Source organism: Chromohalobacter canadensis, assembly GCF_029544075.1.
GTDB lineage: Bacteria > Pseudomonadota > Gammaproteobacteria > Pseudomonadales > Halomonadaceae > Chromohalobacter > Chromohalobacter canadensis_A.
Genome location: NZ_JAJQJH010000001.1, coordinates 683,424 through 705,895, shown reverse-complemented (window position 1 = coordinate 705,895; position 22,472 = coordinate 683,424). Strand labels below are relative to the sequence as shown.

General features: G+C 59.0%; 23 protein-coding genes. 7 read left to right on the top strand and 16 right to left on the bottom strand.

Annotation, left to right across the window (positions count from 1 at the left end; all coding sequences use genetic code 11):
- Positions 1-337: 337 nt before the first annotated feature.
- The 5 genes from LUN51_RS03285 to LUN51_RS03265 form a co-directional block, all read right to left on the bottom strand.
- Entirely contained in the window at positions 338-910 is a 573-nt protein-coding gene (locus tag LUN51_RS03285) for an isochorismatase family protein (RefSeq protein ID WP_277810120.1), read from the bottom strand.
- Positions 911-1,026: 116 nt separating this feature from the next.
- The gene (locus LUN51_RS03280; RefSeq protein WP_277810119.1) at positions 1,027-2,490 is read right to left on the bottom strand and encodes a protein adenylyltransferase SelO; all 1,464 of its coding nucleotides are present in this window, start codon (positions 2,488-2,490) and stop codon (positions 1,027-1,029) included.
- A 123-nt stretch (positions 2,491-2,613) separates the two neighbouring features.
- Positions 2,614-3,501, bottom strand: a complete 888-nt coding sequence (locus tag LUN51_RS03275; RefSeq protein WP_277810118.1) for a protein bax — start codon at positions 3,499-3,501, stop codon at positions 2,614-2,616.
- A gap of 130 nt (positions 3,502-3,631) precedes the next feature.
- Positions 3,632-5,530, bottom strand: coding sequence for a molecular chaperone HtpG (htpG, locus tag LUN51_RS03270; protein WP_277810117.1), 1,899 nt, complete (start codon positions 5,528-5,530; stop codon positions 3,632-3,634).
- 153 nt (positions 5,531-5,683) lie between these two features.
- A complete protein-coding gene (locus LUN51_RS03265; RefSeq protein ID WP_083632826.1) occupies positions 5,684-6,016 on the bottom strand; it encodes a YkvA family protein in 333 nt (110 codons plus the stop codon).
- A 137-nt stretch (positions 6,017-6,153) separates the two neighbouring features.
- Here LUN51_RS03265 and LUN51_RS03260 point away from each other — a divergent pair, with 137 nt between their 5' ends.
- Complete coding sequence (locus LUN51_RS03260; RefSeq protein ID WP_277810116.1) at positions 6,154-8,139, top strand: transglycosylase SLT domain-containing protein; 1,986 nt, start codon at positions 6,154-6,156, stop codon at positions 8,137-8,139.
- Positions 8,140-8,197: 58 nt separating this feature from the next.
- Here LUN51_RS03260 and LUN51_RS03255 read toward each other — a convergent pair whose 3' ends face one another.
- From LUN51_RS03255 to LUN51_RS03245, 3 genes are all read right to left on the bottom strand, one after another.
- Entirely contained in the window at positions 8,198-8,839 is a 642-nt protein-coding gene (locus LUN51_RS03255) for a LysE family translocator (protein WP_277810115.1), read from the bottom strand.
- A gap of 70 nt (positions 8,840-8,909) precedes the next feature.
- Entirely contained in the window at positions 8,910-9,485 is a 576-nt protein-coding gene (locus tag LUN51_RS03250) for an exopolysaccharide biosynthesis protein (protein ID WP_277810114.1), read from the bottom strand.
- 60 nt (positions 9,486-9,545) lie between these two features.
- Positions 9,546-9,968: an NINE protein gene (locus LUN51_RS03245; RefSeq protein ID WP_277810113.1), complete on the bottom strand. Its 423-nt coding sequence runs from the start codon at positions 9,966-9,968 to the stop codon at positions 9,546-9,548.
- Positions 9,969-10,433: 465 nt separating this feature from the next.
- On the opposite strand from LUN51_RS03245, the gene LUN51_RS03240 reads away from it, so the two are divergent.
- Positions 10,434-10,640 (top strand): cold-shock protein, encoded by a 207-nt coding sequence (locus LUN51_RS03240; RefSeq protein ID WP_040242353.1) that lies wholly within the window; start codon positions 10,434-10,436, stop codon positions 10,638-10,640.
- Between the two features lie 304 nt (positions 10,641-10,944).
- Here LUN51_RS03240 and LUN51_RS03235 read toward each other — a convergent pair whose 3' ends face one another.
- The 5 genes from LUN51_RS03235 to LUN51_RS03215 form a co-directional block, all read right to left on the bottom strand.
- Positions 10,945-11,367, bottom strand: a complete 423-nt coding sequence (locus LUN51_RS03235; protein ID WP_277810112.1) for a hypothetical protein — start codon at positions 11,365-11,367, stop codon at positions 10,945-10,947.
- A gap of 97 nt (positions 11,368-11,464) precedes the next feature.
- A complete protein-coding gene (locus LUN51_RS03230) occupies positions 11,465-11,911 on the bottom strand; it encodes a nucleoside deaminase (protein ID WP_277810111.1) in 447 nt (148 codons plus the stop codon).
- Positions 11,912-12,035: 124 nt separating this feature from the next.
- On the bottom strand, positions 12,036-12,983 hold the full coding sequence (yegS, locus tag LUN51_RS03225) for a lipid kinase YegS (protein WP_277810110.1): 948 nt from the start codon (positions 12,981-12,983) through the stop codon (positions 12,036-12,038).
- Between the two features lie 72 nt (positions 12,984-13,055).
- Positions 13,056-13,346, bottom strand: a complete 291-nt coding sequence (locus LUN51_RS03220) for a YciI family protein (protein WP_040242357.1) — start codon at positions 13,344-13,346, stop codon at positions 13,056-13,058.
- Between the two features lie 59 nt (positions 13,347-13,405).
- Positions 13,406-14,575, bottom strand: coding sequence for a multidrug effflux MFS transporter (locus tag LUN51_RS03215; RefSeq protein ID WP_277810109.1), 1,170 nt, complete (start codon positions 14,573-14,575; stop codon positions 13,406-13,408).
- A 229-nt stretch (positions 14,576-14,804) separates the two neighbouring features.
- On the opposite strand from LUN51_RS03215, the gene LUN51_RS03210 reads away from it, so the two are divergent.
- Positions 14,805-15,479 (top strand): hypothetical protein, encoded by a 675-nt coding sequence (locus tag LUN51_RS03210; protein ID WP_277810108.1) that lies wholly within the window; start codon positions 14,805-14,807, stop codon positions 15,477-15,479.
- 14 nt (positions 15,480-15,493) lie between these two features.
- Positions 15,494-16,060, top strand: coding sequence for a FlgO family outer membrane protein (locus tag LUN51_RS03205; protein WP_277810107.1), 567 nt, complete (start codon positions 15,494-15,496; stop codon positions 16,058-16,060).
- Between the two features lie 93 nt (positions 16,061-16,153).
- Here the strand turns inward: LUN51_RS03205 and LUN51_RS03200 are convergent, their stop codons facing one another.
- Positions 16,154-16,849, bottom strand: coding sequence for an MgtC/SapB family protein (locus LUN51_RS03200; RefSeq protein ID WP_277810106.1), 696 nt, complete (start codon positions 16,847-16,849; stop codon positions 16,154-16,156).
- Between the two features lie 109 nt (positions 16,850-16,958).
- Here LUN51_RS03200 and LUN51_RS03195 point away from each other — a divergent pair, with 109 nt between their 5' ends.
- Both LUN51_RS03195 and LUN51_RS03190 read left to right on the top strand, forming a co-directional pair.
- Positions 16,959-17,795 (top strand): formate/nitrite transporter family protein, encoded by an 837-nt coding sequence (locus tag LUN51_RS03195; protein ID WP_277810105.1) that lies wholly within the window; start codon positions 16,959-16,961, stop codon positions 17,793-17,795.
- 246 nt (positions 17,796-18,041) lie between these two features.
- A complete protein-coding gene (locus LUN51_RS03190) occupies positions 18,042-19,022 on the top strand; it encodes a tripartite tricarboxylate transporter substrate binding protein (RefSeq protein ID WP_277810104.1) in 981 nt (326 codons plus the stop codon).
- Positions 19,023-19,089: 67 nt separating this feature from the next.
- Here the strand turns inward: LUN51_RS03190 and LUN51_RS03185 are convergent, their stop codons facing one another.
- Positions 19,090-20,781, bottom strand: a complete 1,692-nt coding sequence (locus tag LUN51_RS03185; protein WP_277810103.1) for a 2-isopropylmalate synthase — start codon at positions 20,779-20,781, stop codon at positions 19,090-19,092.
- A 159-nt stretch (positions 20,782-20,940) separates the two neighbouring features.
- On the opposite strand from LUN51_RS03185, the gene LUN51_RS03180 reads away from it, so the two are divergent.
- A complete protein-coding gene (locus LUN51_RS03180) occupies positions 20,941-21,450 on the top strand; it encodes an Lrp/AsnC family transcriptional regulator (RefSeq protein WP_277810102.1) in 510 nt (169 codons plus the stop codon).
- A gap of 115 nt (positions 21,451-21,565) precedes the next feature.
- Here LUN51_RS03180 and LUN51_RS03175 read toward each other — a convergent pair whose 3' ends face one another.
- Complete coding sequence (locus LUN51_RS03175) at positions 21,566-22,459, bottom strand: LysR family transcriptional regulator (protein WP_277810101.1); 894 nt, start codon at positions 22,457-22,459, stop codon at positions 21,566-21,568.
- Between the last annotated feature and the right edge of the window lie 13 nt (positions 22,460-22,472).

Sequence of the window (22,472 nt, the reverse complement as noted above, 5' to 3'; positions counted from 1 at the left end):
TTCGGTACACTGGCACGTTGTCATGCCAATAACGTCGTCATGCACCGGGAACGCCGATGCATTCTCGAATAAAAGAGCTTATTTGTTTAAGGAAAAACGTCTTAAAAATCAACAGGAAAAGCAAAAAATCCATCATAATCATTGAGTTATAACAAGCATAACAAAGCTCTTATGCCTCAAAATAACTCACAACCCCTTGTTTTAATTTGAAATTATTTTATGAACATGACCTAGCTATTATCTTATGGGCATCATAAGCGATACTTTATTTAAACTTTTTCTCAGTTAAATATCGTGCATATTGACAGCGAAAATGCCGCTTCTCCGGTAATGACATTCAACAATCACGACACAGCTCCTTCACGCTCAGCACCGCGACTCCCTGACGCTCAAGAAGCGAAAGCCCCAATTCATGCAAGGTCTCGGCCTGCCAATGAAAGCCGCTCCGATCCGTTAGTTCATCATCGGCACAGGCATCGGCTAGTACCGTGACCGAAAATCCAAGACATTGCGCATGCCGAGCCAACGTCGTGATCGCCCCCAGGGTAGTGGCGCCCGCTAGCACCAGGTGCGAGATGCCATGACGGTGCAGCCAGGTCTCAAGATCGGTATCGACGAAGGCATCATCGGTATGGGTCGTGACCACGCGCTCACCGGGAAGTGGCACGGCGCAGGGCATGGCCTCGGCACTGGTGTGGCCAGTCCGGCAAGATGAATGCGGCTTATGCGCGAAGCGCCGAATATGCACGATACAACCTTCGCCACCGCGCCAATCATCCAGCAGCACTGTCAACGGCGCGACAAGCTCGGGCCGTGCAGGCGTGTGCAGCATGGCCACCACGAGCAACGCAGCGGGCGCGTCGCGTGCCTCGTGAGGATGAAGGGGTAATACCTGACAGCGAGGTGCCATGATGCCTCCTTTCGACGAACCGCTTCGTCTTGAGTATGGCGCATCATGGCGATTGTCAAAAACGGCTGTCGCAAAACGCCGTCATACGGCGTTTTGCGATGCGACGTCGTGGGATATCATGACGAGCAGGAAAGACAGATCACCGAGGCTTCCGGTGCCGGGGCGGCCGCCCAATGTTCCATACCTGGTTGCGGCGTGAAGGGATCGGCGAGCAAGGCCCGAAATTCAGCTAACGGCGCTATATCACCTACTTCCGCCGCCTCGATGACCTGCTGAATGAGGTGCGTGCGCGGCACATAGAGAGGGTTGACCGCCTGCATGGCGTCACGGCGCGACGCAGCATCACGCTCCTCTTCCTCAAGGCGCTGACGATAGCGCGACAGCCAAGCCGCCAGACCTTCGGCCGGAACCTCTTCATGCAGCCACTCGCCCTCATCGACAGCCCATTCCCCCAGGGCACGAAAGGCCCGATGGTAGTCGGCCCCGGCGGCGGCCAGCAGCGTCAGCCAGTCCTGAACCAGTTGGGCATCGCCATCTTGCACGTGCTCAAGCCCCAAGCGTGCCCGCATCAAACGCGCATACTCCTGTTGCAGCGCCGGTTCATACTCCGCCAGCTGCGTACGCAGCGCTTCTGGATCGGCCAACGGCGTCAGCGACTGGCCCAGCACCGAGAGATTCCACAACCCCACCCCGGGTTGCTGATCGAAGCCGTACCGGCCCGCAGTATCGGTGTGGTTGGGCACCAAGGTGGGCTCGTAACGATCCATGAAGGCATAGGGCCCATAGTCCAGAGTCAGGCCCAGAATCGACATGTTGTCGGTATTCATCACCGCATGCACGAAGCCATAGGCTTGCCAGGCGGCGATCAGGCGTGCCGTGCGCACTACCGTATCACCGAACAGCGCCTCCGCCGGTGCCTCACTTTCCGCCAAGGACGGACGATGACGCGTAATGACATGCTTGACGAGACGCTCAAGGTCATCGTTGCGACGCGCCTGATACAGCCATTCGAAGTGCCCGAAGCGCACATGGCTGGGCGCCAGGCGCAATAGGGTCGCGCCGGGCTCGACCCGCTCGCGCTGGACCTTCTCGTCGTTCATCGCCAGAGCCAGCGCCAGCGTCGTGGGAATGCCCAGTCCCGCCATGGCCTCGCCGGCGAGATATTCACGAATCGTCGAACGCAGTACCGCGCGACCATCGCCGAAACGTGAATACGGCGTCTGTCCGGCCCCCTTGAGATGCAGATCCCAGAAGCCGTCGTCGGTCTCCACTTCTCCCAACAGCAGCCCGCGCCCATCGCCCAAGGCGGGGTTATAGACCCCGAACTGGTGCCCGGTATATTTCTGTGCCAGCGGGTCCATCCCCGGCAATACGGTTTCGCCCCCCATGACTTGTCGCAGTGTCTCCCGCGACGGGGAGTCATCGCTGAATAGCTCAGAGTCGAGACCTAGCGCGCGACAACCACGTGGGCTGATATCCACCAGTCGCGTATTTTTCCAGGCTGCGGGGCTGACACGGGTGAAGAAGTCGTTGGGCAGACGCGCCCAAGCATTGTCGAAGCGCAGCGCATCGAGCGTCATGGTGGGACCTCGCGAAGGAGCATATGAGCCTACTTTACACGCCCGACAACGAACGTTAAAAGCGTGCCGGGCAACCAAAAACACCGCGCGAAGGCGGTGTCGAAACACGGCGGAGATAACGCCTCAGGCCGGGCTGTCTTCAGCGTCGTTGCTGCTGTGCTCACGAATCAATTCAGCATTGGTGCGCAGCAGTGCCAACAGCACGTCGAAATAATTATCGCGCACGGAATAGCTGTCCAGCGTACGAATCAGTGACTCGGCGCTGACGGCCGCGCCTTTTTCCTTCTGCGCGGCCCGCGTTTGACGCATCGCGAGATAGGCACGATGTGTGTTCAAGTTATGCAGGTACGCTTCAATACTCGCCTGGACGCTATCGAAGTTCTGGTAATGGCGGCTACTACCTCGCTGTGCCAAGCCGCAGCCTTCACTGAAGCAACGCAATCCAAACAGGTTGTTGCCCTTGCGTGCGAAGCGCGAAGTCCCCCATCCCGACTCCTCCACGGCCTGAATGACGACCATTTCCAGTGGCAGGGTGTCGACGCGCGACAACAGGTATTCGAAGGTGTTGGGCGTGCCGCATTCGATGCCGTAATCCGCGCACAGCCGTTGAAGATGCTCGCGGTCGGCCGCGCTGAGCGAGGCCTGACGCTCTCGCGCCTCGAGCAGCCAGTCGCGCTGGGCCTGAATCTTAGCGTTTTCCGCTTCGACCAGAGGCACCAGCAGTTCCAGAAAAGCCGCCTTGCGCTCGGGCCCCGCAGGATGCTGACGCAGGTCCGGCAGTTGCTCGACGGGATCGAGCGCCGGGGTATCGACGCTGCTTTCCAGGGTACGCACCTCGCCCGATGCCGGCTCGGCATGAGCCTGCATCGGCGATGGCGCCACACTCGCTCCCAGCACGCCGAGCAGCGCGAACGCCAAAAGTGAGCGTCGCTGTCGAGCGGAACAAGAGCGTGGGGCCAGCGGGCGCGACGATGATAGACGCGGGAAGAACAAGTTGTGTCGAATCGGCATGAGACGACTCCTTGAACATGAAGACGTCAGTCTAGCAACAACGAACGTCCATGTTGAGTCAATATTGCTGGTATCAAAATGAAACGGGCCGGCCCATGCGGCCGGCCCGGTAAGCGAACGCCAACGCCACTCAGCTGCTCAAGAGCTTGTTGAGACGCTGAACATAGGTGGCGGGGTCCTCGAGATGCCCGCCTTCGGCGATGATCGCCTGATCGAGCAGGATCCGCGCGAGGTCATCGAACCGGGAATCGTCGGCGCTTTCCAGACGTGTCACCAGCCCATGCTCGGGATTGAGTTCAAGGATCGGCTTGACTTCCGGCAACGGCTGTCCGGCTGCTTCCATGAGGCGGCGCATCTGATAGCCCATGTCGTGTTCGGAAAGCACGACACACGCCGGCGAATCGGTCAAGCGATGGGTGATACGCACTTCCTGCACCTCATCTCCCAGCGCGGTCTTGACGCGCTCAAGCAGCGGCGCCTTGGCCTTGGCCGTCTCTTCCTGAGCTTTCTTCTCTTCCTCGTCGGCCATCTCGTCGAGATCAAGGTCACCCTTGGCGACATCGACCAAGGACTTGCTGTCGTATTCGGTGAGGTGGCTCATCAGCCATTCGTCGATACGATCATGAAGCAAGAGCACCTCGATGCCCTTCTTACGGAAGATTTCCAAATGCGGGCTGTGACTGGCCGCATTGAAGCCATCGGCCACCAGGTAATAGATCTTCTGCTGGCCTTCCTTCATGCGGCTGACATAACCGGCCAATGACTGATCCTGAGTCGCGCTATCGGTGTGCGTGGAAGAGAAACGCAACAGCTCGGCGACCTTGTCACGGTTGGCGAAGTCTTCCGCCGGCCCTTCCTTGAGCACGTTGCCAAAGGCATTCCAGAACGTCTGGTAGGATTCTTCATCCTTGGCCAGCTTCTTGAGCATGTCCAGCGAGCGCTTGGTCAACGCGGACTTGAGCTTGTCGACCTGGGGATCTTTCTGCAGCAATTCACGCGAGATGTTGAGCGACAGATCCTTGGAGTCGACCACACCCTTCATGAAACGCAGGTACAGCGGCAGGAACTGCTCGGCGTCGTCCATGATGAAAACGCGCTGCGCATAGAGCTTGAGCCCACGCACGCCCTCGCGCTGATTGAGATCGAACGGCGCGCGACCCGGCACGTAAAGCAAGCTGGTGTATTCGAGCGTGCCTTCGACCTTGTTGTGGCTCCAGGTCAGCGGATCGCTGAAATCGTGCGCAACGTGCTTGTAGAACGCCTTGTATTCATCATCGCTGATTTCTTCCTTGGGCCGTACCCACAACGCCGTCGCCTCATTGACGGTCTCCCAGGTGACGGTCTCACTACCCTCGATCTCGTTGCCTTCTTCATCGTGAGCCTTCTCGACCTTGGGCATGCGCACCGGGACTTCGATGTGATCGGAGTAGGTGCGTACGAGATGCTTGAGACGCTCAGCATCGGCGAATTCCTTGGCGTCTTCCTTCAAGTGCAGCACGATTTCGGTGCCACGTTCGGGCTTGTCGATATCCGCGATATCGAATTCGCCTTCACCGCGGGAATGCCATTCCACGCCCTGTTCCTGATCGACGCGGCGCGTGCGCACGGTGATTTCGTCGGAAACGATGAAACCGGAATAGAAGCCCACACCGAATTGACCGATCAGCTTGGCATCTTTCTGCTTTTCGCCGGAGAGCTGCTGGAGGAATTCCGCCGTGCCGCTGCGAGCGATAGTACCCAGGTTCTGGATTACTTCGTCGCGGCTCATGCCGATGCCGTTATCACGCACGGTGACGGTGCCCGCTTCGGCATCGTGCTCGATCTCGACGCGCAACTCGCTGTCATTGCCATACAGCGCATCGTTGTCCAACGCCTCGTAGCGTAACTTGTCGCAAGCATCCGCGGCATTGGAAATCAGCTCGCGCAGGAAGATCTCCCGGTTGGAATACAGGGAGTGGATCATCAGCTGCAAGAGCTGTTTGACTTCGGTCTGGAAGCCCATTGTTTCGGCTTGAGTGGCGGTAGTCATGGTCGAAATTCCCCTGTGGCCATAACGGATGCATGTTAAATGGTGAAAAATGTGACGATAGATGTCGTCATGCGCATCGATATGGGGGCCGCACGAGACTTTTCAAGCGCTTGCAGCTCGGCCCAGGTGTTCCCATGGCTAAGGGTTTCAGCCTCAGGATGCAGCGTCGGGTGGATCGATGCCTTTCCAGCGGCGATAAGGCGCAAGCGAATGGTCGACGCGGGTCAGTAACCAGCCGACAATGAAGACGTCATCGATCACGCCGATGAGCATCAGAAAATCGGGAATGATATCGAATGGCATGATCAAATAGGCCACCGCCGCCGTCATCCAACCGCAGGCCGTCCAGGGCACGGGGCGATATCGACCGGCAGTCACATCGCCCAGCATGGGCACGAACACACGCAGCGCGCGGGCGATGCGCATCAATGCCCCGCTGCGCTGCTTGAACCGCGACCACCGGGCCAGTCCTCGCATGAATTTCATGGCTGCCTCCTTGGCGTTGCGTGCCTGCTGGCGTCATCATTCAGAGTGTCGCCGTTCGACAACACTACCCAAGGCGTGTCCCCTGAGCGAGGATGATCACATCATTATCCCGCCAGGCAAGCAAGGAGACATGGAAGATGCTCGCACCGCGGCTTCGCCAACGCTGGCTGACGCTATTATCGGTGGCCTCGCTAGGACTTGCGTTACAGGTCACCAACGTCCAAGCACAATCCGACACTCAGACGCTCGACGCTGCGGATCGCGCCATGAAAGACGCGCTCGCCGCCGCCCGCGATCATCGCTGGTCACGCATTGATGATGCCGCCATCGACGATCATGTGCTGGCCGGTTACGTGGAATATCACCGGCTCAAGGCGCACCTGACGAGCGCCCCAGCGGTAGAGGTAGAAAGCTACATCGCACGCCATGCTGACTCGCCCCTCTCGAACTGGATGCGCGGCCAGGCACAAATCGCGTTTGGCCGCGACGGCCGCTTCGATGATCTGCTGGCCATCAGCGATGGCAAGCCCTCGGGCACCATCCGACAATGTTATTACTACACCGCCTTGCTCGATCACCAACCACAAGAAGCCGCGCAAGGCGGACGCGAACTATGGCAGGTCGGACACTCACAACCCGGTGCCTGCGACCGGCTATTCGACACCTTGCGCGAACGCGGCGAGATCGATGAGGGCGATATCTGGACACGGCTGACGCTGGCCTGGCAAGGCGGCGAAAGTCGCCTCGTCGACTACCTGGCAGATCAGCTCGGCGATGACTGGGACGCTGGTATCGATGCACTCGAGCGCCTGCGCGGCAACTATGCAGCGATTACCGAGATCCCAACCGATATCGGCCCCCAAGGGCAAGGCAGCGGCGCGCTCTTTACCGCCGCAATGCATAATTTCACGCGCGCCGACACGGAAGCCGCGCTCGAGGCCTGGCGCAAGATCGCGCCCCATCTCTCGTTGAGCGACACGCAGCGCCACACCATCGAACATGATCTGGCGTTCTATTCGATGGTACGCGACGTCGACAACAATCTTGGCTGGACCGACGATGTCCTGCCCCGTCTCGCGGATGGCGACCTATTCGAATTGCGAGTACGTAATGCCTTGGCCGACCAAGATTGGGGCGAGGTCATTGACTGGATTGACGCGATGCCGAACGCCACCCGCCAGGAGGCACATTGGCAATACTGGCTGGGCCGCGCGCTCAATCAGCGCGGCGACACTGAGTCCGCGCAAGCCGCTTGGCAACTCGCCGCCCAGGAGCGCGGGTTCTTTGCCTTCGCGGCCGCCGACAAGCTCGGCCAGCCCTATGCCTTGAACATGGACATGCCCGGCGTCACGCCGCTGCAAGGCGAACTGGCCGCCATGCGACCCAGCGTCCAGCGCAGCGAGGCCCTACGACGCATCGGTGAGCCGGGCCTGGCGCGTAGCGAATGGTTCCACGCCATTGGCCAAGCCAGCGCGTCCGATGCCGCCACACTCAATGCCTACGCGCTCGCGCGGGGCTGGTACGACCTGGCGGTGCATGGAGCGATCATGGCCGAGCAATGGGATGCCTTGGCCTGGCGCTTTCCCCCCGCGTATCAAGCGAGCTTCACTCAATGGGGACAACGCAACGGCGTCGATCCCTATCTGCTGATGGCGATTTCCCGGCGTGAAAGTGCTTTCAATCGTCAAGCAGTCTCACCGGTCGGCGCACGCGGCCTCATGCAATTGATGCCAGGTACCGCCAAGCATGTCAGTCGCAATCTGAATATCGACGCCCCCACGCTTGGCGAGCTCTTCGAGCCGACCACCAATATTCGCTTGGGCAGCGCCTACATTCGCGACATGATGGAACGCTATCGGGGTAATCGTATTGCGGCAGCCGCGGCCTACAATGCCGGCCCCAGCCGAGTCGACCGTTGGCTTCGCGAGGCTTCCGGTAATTTCGACCTTTTCGTGGAGCGCATTCCGTATCACGAAACCCGCGCCTACGTGCAAGCCGTGCTGACGTATCGAGTCATCTTCGAGAGCCTCGCCAAACAAGGCGATTCACAAGGCGTCGCATTGCTGACCCAGGCCGAACGAGAAGGTATTTACGACACCACGCTGCTGGCCCGCAACCCATAAACGCAAGCGCCGACGCCCCTTGAGGGCGTCGGCGCATCACCAAAACTTTCGACATTTCTCAGGGGCGCTGAGCCAGCGCCAGCTTGACGCCGAAGAGTACCAGTACCGTGCCAGTAGTCCCTTCCATCATGCGCGATACCCAGCGTTTGGCCAGCCATCTAGCGGCACTTCCCACCATTAGCACCACACCCATTTGCCATATATTGGCGATCACGAAATGCACGCTTGCAAGCCACAATGACTTAGCCAGCGCGGGATCGCCCGGCGCAATGAACTGCGGTAAGAACGCCATATAGAATACGACTGTCTTGGGATTGAGCACATTGGACAGGAATCCCTCGCGCAGCGATATCCAGGCCGGTACCCGTTGGTGCTCAACGCCAACGTCGGCCATCGGCAGGCCGCTGCCATGCCGAGCGCTGACTAAGCTCTTCACCCCCAGCCAAACCAAGTATCCCGCACCGAGCAGCTTGAGCGCGTTGAAGGCCCATGCCGATTGCAGCAGGATCAGCGAGATCCCGAGCGCCGAGACGGTGGCATGCACGAACAGGCCAGAACAGATCGCAACGCTGGTCAACACGCCATCGCGCACGCCTCCGCGTGAGGTGTTACGAATGACCAGCAGCGTGTCCACGCCCGGCGTCAGTGTGAGTAGCGTAATGGCGACCAGAAACGGCCAGAACTGAGCATCGATGAACATAGGTTTTTCCTGGTAACTAAAACGCGAGCCAACCAAGCGACGTGGAGGTCGCGCTGCATGACATAAGCGTTTACAAGAGCCAGAAGGCGCTCACGGCAAGTCCTACAGCCATCAGCACGCCGATCAGTAGCAACAGGCCGTCCTCGGTCGTCATGCCCAGACCGATCACCGTAATCGTCAACGCCGGCATCGCCGCCGCGAAGGGGAGCAATTCCAAGGGGATCATGGCCAGCGCCAAGGCGATGACCAGTACTGCGATGAGGCGGCGCGCAGCCGGTTGCAACAATATCTCCAGGCGTTGTGCCAGCAGCTTGTCGATACGTTGCGTCCAGGGCCGGACACGTTTGACGGTGCGATGCAGCTTGTCATGGCTGATACCACGTTCACGTAGCTTCCTCGGCAACCAGGGAGATTGCCTCCCGAAAAGCTGTTGCACCGCCATTAAAACAATGGACACGGCACATAGCGTGGGCACACCGGGCACGCCACCAGTGGGCAATAATGCCAGCAATGCAGGCAGCGTAATTAGGGGGCCGAAGCCCCGCGAGCGAAACGTCTCGACGATATCCTGAAGGTGGATCGTCTTGCCATCATTGGAGCCGTCGAGCGTTTCCAGTAATTGAGTCAAACTATTGCGCGATTCCATGCGCGATTTCTCCTTGGGAGGACCGGGTGACACCCTTGGATAATGGGAGGTCACGTGCTATCAGCCAAACAAGCCACGCCTGGCATGCTTCATCGAGATCTGATCATTGAGCGTCCAGAAATCATACAGGACACCCAACAAGAACAACCCGCCCGTGACGAGATACAACAACCCAGTCAGCCATTTCCCCATGTACATGCGATGCAGACCGAAGACGCCCAAAAAGGTCAGCAATATCCAGGCAAGGGTGTAGCTGGTGGGTCCCGCTTGAAAACGCAGGTCCGCCTGACGATCCATCAGCGGGATCAGGAAAAAGTCGATCAACCAGCCGATACCCAGCAGGCCTAGCGTGAAAAACCAAATCGTGCCGGTGATGGGCTTGCCGTAGTAAAAACGGTGCGCGCCGGTAAAGCCAAACACCCACAACAGATAGCCCACGACCTTGCTATGCGTATCGTTCGCAGCGACGGCAGTATGGGACACGTGACAACTCCTCCAAAATGATACTCGCTCGATCCACACCCAACTCCAAGGTGCGGCATCACCATGATAAACGCCCAGACCATACCCAGGTTCCTACCGCGCCGTTACGCTTTTGCATGGCAAGGTGACGACGCTGGTCAAACAGACTTCAGGTAGCGATATAATGCCTTCGATCAAGGTCGTCACGCTTTACCCAAAGCATACACACCGTCGTTCTGGACGCCCTCGGGTTTTCGATCTATGTTGCATATGCGGTGCATGATACCGGGAAAGGCCCCTCGGCAATAAGCTTGACGCTTGTCCTAGGGTCATGCATTCTCCGCTGCGTAGGTTTGCAAGTCGAATGTCGTCAGCTGTTAATCGAATTCTCGATCGCCCTTGCGCATTCCCTCCTTGTCTTACCCACGTACCATGGTCGCCCATGGGTCGGCCCGCATCATTACTTCGCAAGTTAAGGAATTCGAAATGGCAACTGGCACTGTCAAATGGTTTAACGACACCAAAGGCTACGGCTTTATCTCTCCGGAAGATGGTGGCGATGACCTGTTCGCACACTTCTCCGAGATCCAGGCTGAAGGCTTCAAAACGCTGCAGGATGGCCAAAAAGTGAGCTTTGAGGTCACCCAAGGTAAGAAAGGCCTGCAGGCGTCCAACATCAAGGTGGTCGGTTAATTCCGAGGCACCAGCGGTCGTGAGACCGACACCGGACTCCGAACGCATGAGCCCACCTGACGGTGGGCTCTTTTAGTTACAGGTCATATAATTCCAACTCCTTCGTCTTGACCACCCTACCCACGCAGCACATTACCATCAGTAGTCCGTTATCCTAAAAGGCATGATCCTCAGCGGCTAGATCAATCTTGAGCCAATGCGTCACAGGCAACCCCTTGCGAGATTCAATGCGCAGGCATGAATGGCACATGGCATGATTCACATGCCATGTGCGCTTGCCCCTGATAGGGTCAGTCAGGCGACGTTACGACTGGTTGTCGTCTTCGGCCGCGTTTTCAAGCTCATCCGCTTCCTGATCGGCTTCGTCGGCGGCATTATCCATTGCATCACCAGCCTCATCGGCGGCTTCGCTCATTTCATCGCCAGCTTCGTCGGCAGCGTCTGCGGTGGCATCTTGCGCTTCGTCGACCTCTTCGCCCGCTTCGTCCATAGCATCGGAGGACGCGTCAGCGGCTTCGTCACCCGTTTCTTCCATGCTGTCGCTGGCTTCGTCGCTCATCTCGGACGTTTCATCACCGGACTCGTCAGCGGCTTGCTGGGTTTCTTCGGCCGCCTGCTCGCTATTGTCTGAAGCCTCTTGAGCGGGATCGTCACCGCTATCGCAGGCCGTTAGGCCAAGTGACAACACCAATGCCAACGCACTCATCGTCCATTGCTTATACGTCATCATTTCTCTCCTTGAGTCGCTCATTTATGCCGGGGGTCGGCATTTTCCTAAAAGTCCATGAGGCCATCCAGGCCGCATGGTACAGGGTTGACAAGCCCTACATGCCAGGCTCGCCAATATCTTCGTACCAAATCTCGGGCCGCTCGACGATGAACCGCTCCATCAACGCCTTGCACTGAGGATCATTGTATACTGTGAGTGTGACACCACGTTGGCGTAATAATGCTTCCTCCCCTTGAAAGGTCGAATTTTCGCCAATCACGAGCTCGGGGATGCCATAGAGCAAAATGGCACCACTGCACATGGCACAAGGCGACAGTGTGGTATAAAGCACCGCTTCGCGATACACATGAGCCACCAACCGACCAGCGTTTTCCAAGGCGTCCATTTCACCGTGCAAAATAGCACTGCCACGTTGCTGGCGTTGGTTATGTCCACGCCCAATGATAATGCCCTGATATACAAGCACCGAACCAATGGGGACTCCGCCCGCGTCGTATCCTTTGCGCGCCTCATCGATGGCTGCCTGCATAAATTGGTCCATGGCGATCCTTTGGTCATTCACTTTGTGCACCACATTACGTTCGTTGGGCGTTTACGCGTTCATTTCAAGCGTCAGCATCTTGAAGGACCCTAGGCAAACGGTCACGCAAACACCTTGTCGCGCTTCAGCCCTCGTCGCTTTGACGTGAGAACAGTGCGGAAGACGAAGGTGCCGCCAAGGAAAGCACCCCGGGTAGCAACTCGGCGCGAAAGCGCTCGTGGAAACACGGCTCGCCATCGAGGTTCAGCGGCAGGGCAGCCTCGCCCTCGAATTCGACCCAAGGCACTTGCAAGTACTCGACGAATTCGCCGCTTTCGGGGAGGTTTTCCAGCTCGTCGATAAGCTGCTTCATCTCCCGGAGCGAGGTAAAATGACGCACGATAAGCAGTTCCAGTAGGCCATCATCGACCTTGGCCAGGGGAGCCAACTGCTGACCGCCTCCCGCTTGAGAGCCATTGCCCAGGGCAAGCAGGAACAAGGGAATGTTACGTTCCCCATCGGGGAGCCGCAAACGGCCTCGATAAGGTTGGTAATTCCAGGCCTTGAGCATGCCCATCAACGAATAGGCGCCACCGCCCAAAAGTCGCTTGAGTGGAGCCGGGGTCGAATTGGTGATTTGAGCGCCGAAGCCGCCGGAGGCAAGATTGATGAAATAATCACCTCCCAGGCTGCCCACATCCACATTGTGGGAGCGGGCTTCCAACGCCACTCGCAGCGCCTCAAAAGGGTCCAATGGCAGTTCTAGACCACGTGCGAAATCGTTGGCGCTGCCCAGCGGCAGAATACCAAGGGTCGGGCGCACGTTCTGGGTCAGTTGCATCAAGCCGCCAACGACCTCGTTGACCGTTCCGTCGCCGCCGCCAGCGATGATACGTTTAATGCCTGCCTCGCTGGCTTCCCGTGCCAAGCGCACGCCGTCACCGGCTTCCCAGGTCACCCGCACCGCCAAAGGGTGCCCCTCTTCACGAACGCGCTCCACCGCCTCACGGATATCCGGAAGTTGGGCGGATTTACCATTGAGAATCAGCCATGCATCCCCATCGGTTGCGGCAGGCTGGAGAGTTTCACTCATCGCTTTATCATCCTCGTTCCTTGAGACACACTGGCCTCTCGTCTCGCCATATGCACTTTGCTCCAACGAGCCTCATATTCCCTTGAGCCCCTCGAAACCATTCCCTACCGTCGTCGGCAGAAACTCCTCGACATGATATTGCGCCACGCCAGCGACGATAAATGGGTCTTCATTAAGCCAGGCCGTCAAACGCTCCCGTGACGCTTCTCTGGCCAGAATGATGCCACCACTCGGTGGCGATTTACGCCCCGACGCGATGAATACGCCACGTTCGAAGCCTTCCCGCACCCATGCCATATGAGCCATTCGATACGGTTCGACCGTGTCTGGATCGACCGCGTACTCCAGCGATACGATGAACATGGCTGCTCCTTGATGTCTGCCGCCTGGCACGTCACTTTGACTTGCGTATCTTTACAAACTCATGCCGCCGGCGCCACTCGCCAGGAAAGCCACAGCAAAGGTGAAACCAACACAACACCGATTAACGCCAGGGCCCATTGCGGCGACAACGGCGTCGCCAGCAATAGCGTAGCCAACAACGCACCGCCGCCCAACTGCAAGGCGCCCAGCAAAGCAGCCGCCGTCCCGGCACGCTCACGGAATGGCTCGAGTGCCAGGCTCGAGGCCGCACCCAGCGCCAATGAAAAGCCCACAGAGAGCACGCCTATCGGCCCCATGAAACCGACTGACGACAGCGGCAACGCCGTGGCGATCAGCGCCTGCAAAATGCCCGAGACGATGATCAACCCCAGTCCTAAACGTACGGTCCCGACGCGCCCGAGGCGGTGAATGATGCGGGGGGCGAAGAAAAACGCCAGGATGTTGACCACTGCGTTGGCGCCAAACCAACCGCTGAATGCCAGCTCCGAAAGTCCCAGCCGATCCACTAGTATGACCGGCGCGGTCGACACATACACCAGGATCGCCGACATGATCACCCCAGCCAGTCCCGCGAAATAGACAAAGCGAATACTGGTCAGCACCGGTCGGTAGCGGGCCCAATGATAAAGTCGGCGCTCGGGAGCCGTATCCTGAGGCCGCGTCTCGGCGAAGCGCCATAAGGCGGCCACACCTAGTACCGCTGCGAAGACGAACATGAACGCAAAATTGCTGCGCCAACCGAAGGTCACCGCCAGGCTTCCGCCGATAACGGGTGCCAATGCAGGAATAATGCATAGCGCCCCGTTGAGATAACTGTAGAGTTTCGCGCCTTGCTCGGCCGTGAAGCAGTCGCGCACCGCGGCGAAGGCCACCGTCATACTCGCGCAGGCCCCCAGGCCTTGCAGCACACGCGATACGTAAAGTGGCCCAAGACTGGTCGCCATCATACCCAGTAGCGCCCCCGCCATATAAACCACAGTGCCGCAAAGCAGCACTGGGCGACGCCCGAAACGGTCGGTCATCGGGCCGACTAGTACTTGCCCTAGACCGACGCTCAGCAAGAGTAATGTCACGGTGAACTGGAGTCGGCTGAACGGGACGTCGAACTCGTGCGCCATGACTGTCAGTGACGGCAGGTAGATATCGATCGCCAGTGGCGACAACATCACACAGCCCACCAGCAAGGGAAGCAAACGGGCACCCGACATGAAACCTCCACGGCGACAAAAGAACGCCACCTTACCCCGAACACGCCAAGATGCAACTGGCCGATGACGCGTGCATTTTTCCTGTTGGGTGCCGCCCGAAAAGTCGACGCATATAGATACTTTTAGGGCAAGGCCTAAAGCTTATGATCACCCCGCCGATACTTCCTTTCAGGGCAATTATCCAAGCAATGCCTCGTGTCCGCCGATCATCCATCGCACAGGAAACGCCATGCCATTCCGCACCTGGGGAGTCGTGCTAAGCGCCGTCCTATTGGGCGGCTGCTTCGGGGTAAATACCTCGCAGGCCCCCATCGCCACGACCTACCCGACCAGTGAGCAGCAACGCATGCAGGCCGCGCAGCATTGGGAGGTGCTTGCCGAGCACGAGGCAGGCGAAATCCTCGCCAAGCGCGACTTATGGGGCAAGTCGCTCTATGTAGAGGAGCATGAACAGGAGACCGCCTTCAGCCGCGGGTTCCGTTCACTGCTGACCAGCGAACTGGTCGAACAAGGCGCTATCGTTCGCACCCAGCCGAATGCAGGCGCCGCCCATGTCAGTTTCGATGTCCAGGTGATCAGCCACGAGGGTCGCGGCTTCGTGCGGCCCCCCCAGGGTGCCCTGACCGCATTGGCCGCTGGCATCGCCGTGGCGACCATTCCGTTCAATCACTGGACCGAGCCTGCTTTGGGGCTGATTCCCGCGGCCGCCCTGGCCGATACCTTCAGTGGTAGCTGGACCACCACCGGCCAGCAGGAGACCATCATCACGACTCAGGTCAGCCAATACGACACGCTGCGCTATTCGTCCTCGAACATGTATTACATCAACGCGGGCGATAGCAATCATTACGGTGCGTCCGACACCGGCGATTCCGCCGGCCTGCCGCTATCATCCGACTGGTGAGGAGACCGCTCGACATGTCATCTGCCCAACGCCACACCGGGCGCGTCACACTGCGCCTGCTGACATTGGCCATCCTGTTGCTGGTTCTCTCTGGTTGCAGCCTTCTTCAGAACAATCAGGCGACGGCCCCCGAGCCCAGCATGCTGATGCGCGTCGATGAAGCCGCCGACAAATTGCTCTCTACCAGCAGCGAAAGCCTCGGCGACCGAGCACCGATCATCGCCACCACGTTCGTCGACGTCGACCAACTGGATCAGTCATCGACGCTCGGGCGCACGCTGTCAGAGACCTTCACCTCGCGCCTCGTGCAGGGTGGCCTGAATGTCATCGAAGTGAAGATGCGCGACAGCCTGTACATCGAGCAGAATACCGGGGAACTGATTCTGTCACGCAACGTTCAGCGCTTGAGCGATAACCACGATGCCCAGGCCGTGTTGCTGGGCACCTATGCGCAAGGCGAGAACACGCTGTTCGTCAACGCCCGTCTGGTACGCATCGCAGACCGCCAGGTCTTGGGTGCCTCGAGCTTCGAAGTGCCAATGGACAACGACATCAGGGCCTTGCTGCCTTCTGACTGGTGAACGTCTTTCCTGGCAAACGTGGCGCCCCCTCGTGATGGGCGCCATCGTTGGCTTCGCCCGCCAGCCCCCGACATCGATGCTGGCGGGCCTGCATCATTCACCGGTCGGCGACAGCTGAAATTCCAACAGCGTCTCGTGGCTGCGCAGGTCAGTGGCCAATAACGGCAGGTAGTGACGATCGTGCGTCCGCAGCATCATACGGTATTCGAATTGGCGCCCCTCGTCGCGCGTGCGATAGCTGAGGCTTTCGATATGGAACCGGTGCGCTTTCATGAGCGCATAAATCTCCGACTCGTCGGGTATCCACTGGCTATCGAAGCGTAGAACGCAGCGCGCGAAGGTACGGCTCGGCATCCGCGCCTCGACGAAACGAAACAACGACAACGTCAGCAAGGTCACCAGCGTCGCCACCACACCCGGCCACCAGAAGCCGACGCCGAAGAGTATGCCCAACGCCGAGGTAATCCAGATCGACGCTGCTGTGGTCAGGCCATGTACCGTCAGCCCCTCCTTGAAGATCACGCCAGCCCCCAGGAAGCCGATGCCGGTCATTATGCCCTGGGCCATGCGTGTGGGATCGGTTCTGATCGTCTCTTCGGGTACATCACTGCCCAGCCACTGCCATTGATAGACCGTCACCAGCATCAATAACGCCGAGGCCACGCATACCAGCGCATGTGTGCGAAACCCCGCGGGGCGACCATGAAAGGTACGTTCAAGCCCAATTAGGCTGCCCGCCAACCAGGCAGCCCCCAGGTGCATCACTATCGTCCATGCACTCACCGACATGCGCCTCTTCCTTCTCCTGCGTTATCGTCTATCGTGTCAGCATAGCGTCTGCCACTGTACCCCACAGAATCCACGACAATTTCCCACCTTTCGATAGAAGGATAGCTGCGTGAGCCACCCTTCCAACCTCACACCACCCAGTCGGGTGGAAGATGACGAACACGACCTGCATCTCAACGGCGGCCCCAGGCCATCGCGAGCGGCGGCCGTCCATGAGTCGATCCGGGAAGAAGGCGAAACGGAACTCAAACGCGCCGCTTCGGCATTGTTCTGGTCGGCGATCGCCGCTGGCCTGTCGATGAGTTTCTCGATGCTCGCCAAGGGGCTGCTGCACGCGCGCCTGCCGGACAGCGATATCGGCTATCTCGTCGAGTCGTTCGGTTACACCATCGGCTTTCTGGTGGTCATCCTCGCACGTCAGCAACTCTTCACCGAAAACACCGTCACTGCAGTTCTGCCGGTCATGAGCACACCACGCATCATGCAGTTTCTCAAGCTATTGAAGCTATGGGGCGTGGTACTCATCGGCAACCTCGTGGGGGTGGCTATCTCCGCGTACGCGATCCTCTACATGCCCGTGTTCGATGCCGAGACACATAAGGCCTTTCTCAGTTTGGGGCACCACATCATGGAGAATACTGGCGGCCAGATGTTCGCCAAAGGCATCATTGCCGGCTGGATGATCGCTACCATGGTTTGGCTGCTCCCCGCCGCTGGCGGCGCCAAGATCTGGGTGATTCTAATCGTCACTTATCTTGTCGCACTGGGTGGTTTCACGCATATCATCGTGGGGTCCACAGAAGTGATGTACTTGATGTTCGCCGGTCAGGCCAGCCTGGGTGAGTACCTCTTCCACTTCGCCCTGCCGACGCTGGCCGGCAACGTGATCGGCGGCACCTTCATCTTTGCCCTCATTAGCCACGCACAGGTTCGCAGCGACACCTGAACAGCGATCTTATAATTGCCTGATTCGGCATGCCTGCCGGCGTGCCGAGCTTGTCCATTCGTCTATGCCGTTTTATGCACTCTCGCAAACGAGACACCGCATAGCGCCCAACGCCCTCTCGTGATAACCAGCTTTTATCAGCACGCTGAGTTTCGGAATTAGCGAAGCGCCCGAGTGCCTGTTAAAGCTTAAGTAGCTTATACCACCCACCCGGCCTGACCGGATCGATGACGAGGGACAATAACAATGGGACACGCCACACCACGCACACCGTATTGGCTTGCCGCGGCACTGGTCATGGGGCTCGCCACTCCTGCGCTTGCCGATTATCCCGAAAAACCCATCACGCTGATCGTCCCTTGGGCCGCCGGCGGCGGGACCGATGCCACGGCACGCATCATCGCCAAAGCCCTGGAGGAAGAACTCGGCGAAACCATCAATGTGGTCAACCGCACGGGCGGTAGCGGCGTCGTGGGACATACCGCCATCGCGCGGGCCAAACCCGATGGCTATACGCTCGGCCTGGGCACGGTCGAGATCAACATGATGCATTGGCAAGGCCTGACCGATCTCACCTACGAAGACTTCACCCCAATCGGACAGATCAACTTCGATGCCGCCAGCATCAGCGTCGCCGAGGATGCCAACTACCAGGATCTGGACGAATTAATGGAGGCGATCCGCGATCAGCCCGACGGCCACTTCAATGCCTCCGGCACTGGGCTCGGGGGTATCTGGCATGTCGCGCTGGGCGGACTACTGATGGATCTCGACATGCCCGCCGACAAGGTCAACTGGATCCCCAGCCAAGGGGCCGCGCCGGCCATGACGGAACTCGCCTCCGGTGGCGTCGACATGGCCGCCACCTCGCTACCCGAGGCGCGCTCGATGATCGAGTCCGGCCGCGTACGTAGCCTCGGCGTAATGGCCGAGGAACCCCTGGAAAGCTTCCCCGATGTGCCCACCGTAGCCTCGCAGGTAGACAGTGACTTCACCACGGGCGCATGGCGCGGCGTCATAGGGCCACAAGGCATGGACGACGACATCGTCGAGACGCTGGAAACCGCCTTGCATGCCGCCTACGAAAGCGACACCTATCAAACTTTCATGGCCAAGCAAGGCTATGGAGTGCAATGGAAAGACGCACAGGCTTTTGGCGACTACATGGAGACAAGCGACGCCGAATTCGGTGAAATCATGAAGGCCATCGGCCTCGCCAAGCAGTAGACATCACGCGACGCGCCACGACCGCTCTCCGGATTCATACGGTCGTGGCGCATCACTAGCTGCCGTTCTATGCTGAGGCCTGCGCCTCGGCCGCCAACTCCGACATCGTGTCTTGATGCCCCGCGCGATTGAGCGCGCTCAATACGGCCTTGAGGGACGCACTGACGGTGTCGCCGTCCTCGGCCATGCCACTGATGCGCTGCCCTCCTACATTGAGTTGCACGAAGGCGATCGCCACGGCGTCACTACCCTCGCCCAGCGCGTGCTCGCTGTAATCGACGACACTCACCGATTGCCCTGTATGGGTTTGCCAAGCGGTCATGAAAGACGAAATGACACCGTTGCCCTGGCCACTCAAACGCACGGCCCGACCGGCATCGTTGAGCGACACCGTCAAGCTTTCATCGGCGTCACGATCCAGCCGGTAGCCAGTCAACGAGAGCGGTTCATGCCGACAGAAGGTCTCGGTCAGCACCTCGCGAATGCGCTGGCTGGACAACTCGCCACTCACCGTCTCGCTCACCGCCTGCACCGCCGGGGCCAGCTCCAGCGCCATCCAGCGCGGCAGGCTGATACCGTAATCGCGCTCGAGCAGGAACGTCATACCGCCCTTGCCGGATTGGCTATTGACGCGAATGACCGCCTGATAATCGCGCCCGATATCGCGCGGATCGATCGGCAGGTAGGCCACTTGCCACGGCTCGTCCGCTTGCTGCTTTCTGAGCGACTTGCGGATGGCGTCCTGGTGGCTGCCGGAAAACGCGGTATAGACCATCTCCCCCACCCAGGGATGACGCGGATGCATCGGAATACCGGTGCATTCCTGCACCACCTCGATGATCTCGTCGGGACGCGACAAATCGAGTTCGGGATCGATGCCCTGGCTGTACAGATTCATCGCCAAAGTGACGATATCCATGTTGCCGGTACGCTCGCCATTGCCCAGCAACGTACCTTCGACACGCTCGGCACCGGCCAGCAAGGCGAGTTCGGCGGATGCCACCGCACCTCCGCGATCATTATGCGTATGTACCGAGACGATCACGCTGTCGCGGCGGCTGATATGCTGGCAGAAATACTCGATCTGATCGGCATGGTGATGCGGTCCGCCCACCTCGACCGTGGTGGGGAGATTGAGAATGCACTTTTCCTCCGGCGTCGGCTGCCAGACGTCCATCACCGCTTCGCAGATCTCAAGCGAGAAATCGATCTCGGTACTGGAAAAACTTTCGGGTGTGTATTCGAAGCGCCACTCGACGTCGGGATAGCGCGCAGCGTGTGCCTTGACCCAGCTCGCCCCCTGTACGGCGATGTCGACGATGCCTTGGCGGTCCATCTCGAAAACGCGATCACGCTGCACGGTCGAGGTGGAATTGTAGAGATGCACGATGGCGCGCTTGGCACCGACCAACGAGGCGAAGGTTCGCTCGATCAGATGTTCGCGGCACTGCACCAGCACCGCGATGGTCACATCGTCGGGGATCTGGTCCTCCTCGATCAGCCAGCGCACGAAATCGTAATCGGGCTGACTGGCCGATGGAAAGCCGACCATGACTTCCTTGATGCCGACCTTGATGATCTGATGCCACAGACGCTGCTTCTGTTCGACACTCATCGGTTCGAGTAGCGCTTGATTGCCGTCGCGCAGGTCCTCGCTGACCCAGGTCGGCGCCGCCACCAAGTCACGATCCGGCCATTGGCGATCGAAGGCTGGCACACGCGGCGCCGGGCGGTACTTGCGATGATCGAAGCAACTCATGACAACAGTCCTGTGAAAATGGATGAACGAGCCAATTCAATTGCTCGTGGCAATGATCACAGTCTACGCCGCTCTGTCCCGCAGGCGATTGCAAAATCATCCTCGACGAGATTATTTTTTAGCATATAATTCCAATATAACTCTTGTTAGAGAACGATAATGCCAAAAGAGAGCACGCCTGTCGTCGGAGTGACGCTTGACCGTTACGACCGCCAAATACTCGATATCCTCCAACGCCATGGACGTATCAATAATCAGGAACTGGCCGAGCGCATCGGCCTGTCGCCTTCACCCTGCCTGCGACGCGTGCGTGCCCTGGAAGACAGCGGACTGATCACCGGCTATCGTGCCCTGGTAGATGCCAAACGGCTGGGCCATAGCCTCACGGCGCTCTTGCATATCTCCATGGACCGGCATACCCCTGAGCGCTTCGCCAACTTCGAGGCCAAGGTCGCGGCACTGCCGCAGGTACAGGAATGCCTGCTGATCACAGGCCAGGAGGCCGATTACCAACTCAAGGTCGTGGTCCACGATATGGATGACTACCAGAACCTGTTGCTCAATCAGATCACGCGTATCGAAGGCGTCACCGGCGCGCACTCCAGTTTCGTCTTGCGCCGAGTCCTCGAGCACCGGCCAATCCCCTCGTATCCCGCCGCCTCCCAGTGAAGGCGTAGACAACGTCTGCAAGCACGACCGCAGAATCACGGCGATCTCAACGAAAAACGGTTAACGACCTTCTCTTCGTTCGTCCGGACGCTTATAGCTGGGAATGGCGAGAAGGCTATTCTCTGTAGCGCATGGCCTCGATGAAGGCTGCGAAGGCAGGCGATTTTCGCTTCCGACTGGGATAGTAGAGGTGAAACCCGTCGATCATTGGGCACCAATCCGTCAAAACTTCCACCAGGCGCCCATCGGCCAAGTACGGCGCAGCCAGTTCCTGAGGCACGAAGCCGAGACCAATTCCATCGAGTGCTGCACCGAGCACGGACGTAGTGGTATTGAATGCGGCCTGTCCCTCGACACGCAAATGGAGGTCACGGTCTTCGGGTGAGCGGAACTTCCAACGCATAAAGCTGCCGGCAGCAAGTCGAATATTGATACAGTTGTGATTACTGAGCTCATAAGGCGTGGCAGGCGAGGATCGACGCTCGAAGTAGGCCGGCGAACCGATGACGCTGAACCGCCAATCCGGACCGATGCGCATGGCCACCATGTCCCGCTCAATCGCCCCGCCGATGCGAACGCCCGCATCGAACTTCTCCCCAACGATGTCGGTAAGCGCATAGTCCTGGCTGAGTTCGACATGGATGTCTGGATACTGTTGCAGGAAGGCGGCGAGCTTGGGCCGGAACACGGTCTCGATAACTGCTTCGGTGCAGGTGATCCGGATGATGCCGGCAGGCCTATCACGCAGCTCCCCCAAGTCTTCGAGTTCCGCATCAATCTGCTCCATCAGCGGACCGACGCGTCGTTGTAGACGTTCACCCGCATCCGTCGCCGCGACGTTGCGTGTCGTGCGCGACAGCAGGCTCACTCCGAGCCGCTTCTCTAGTCCCTTCACAGTGTGACTCACAGCTGACGGCGTAACCCCTAGTCGCGCGGCTGCCTTCGTGAAACTCCGTTCCTTGGCGACGGCCAGGAAAGCGGCAAGCTGATTGATGTGATCTCGTGGCATTATTGATCTTATT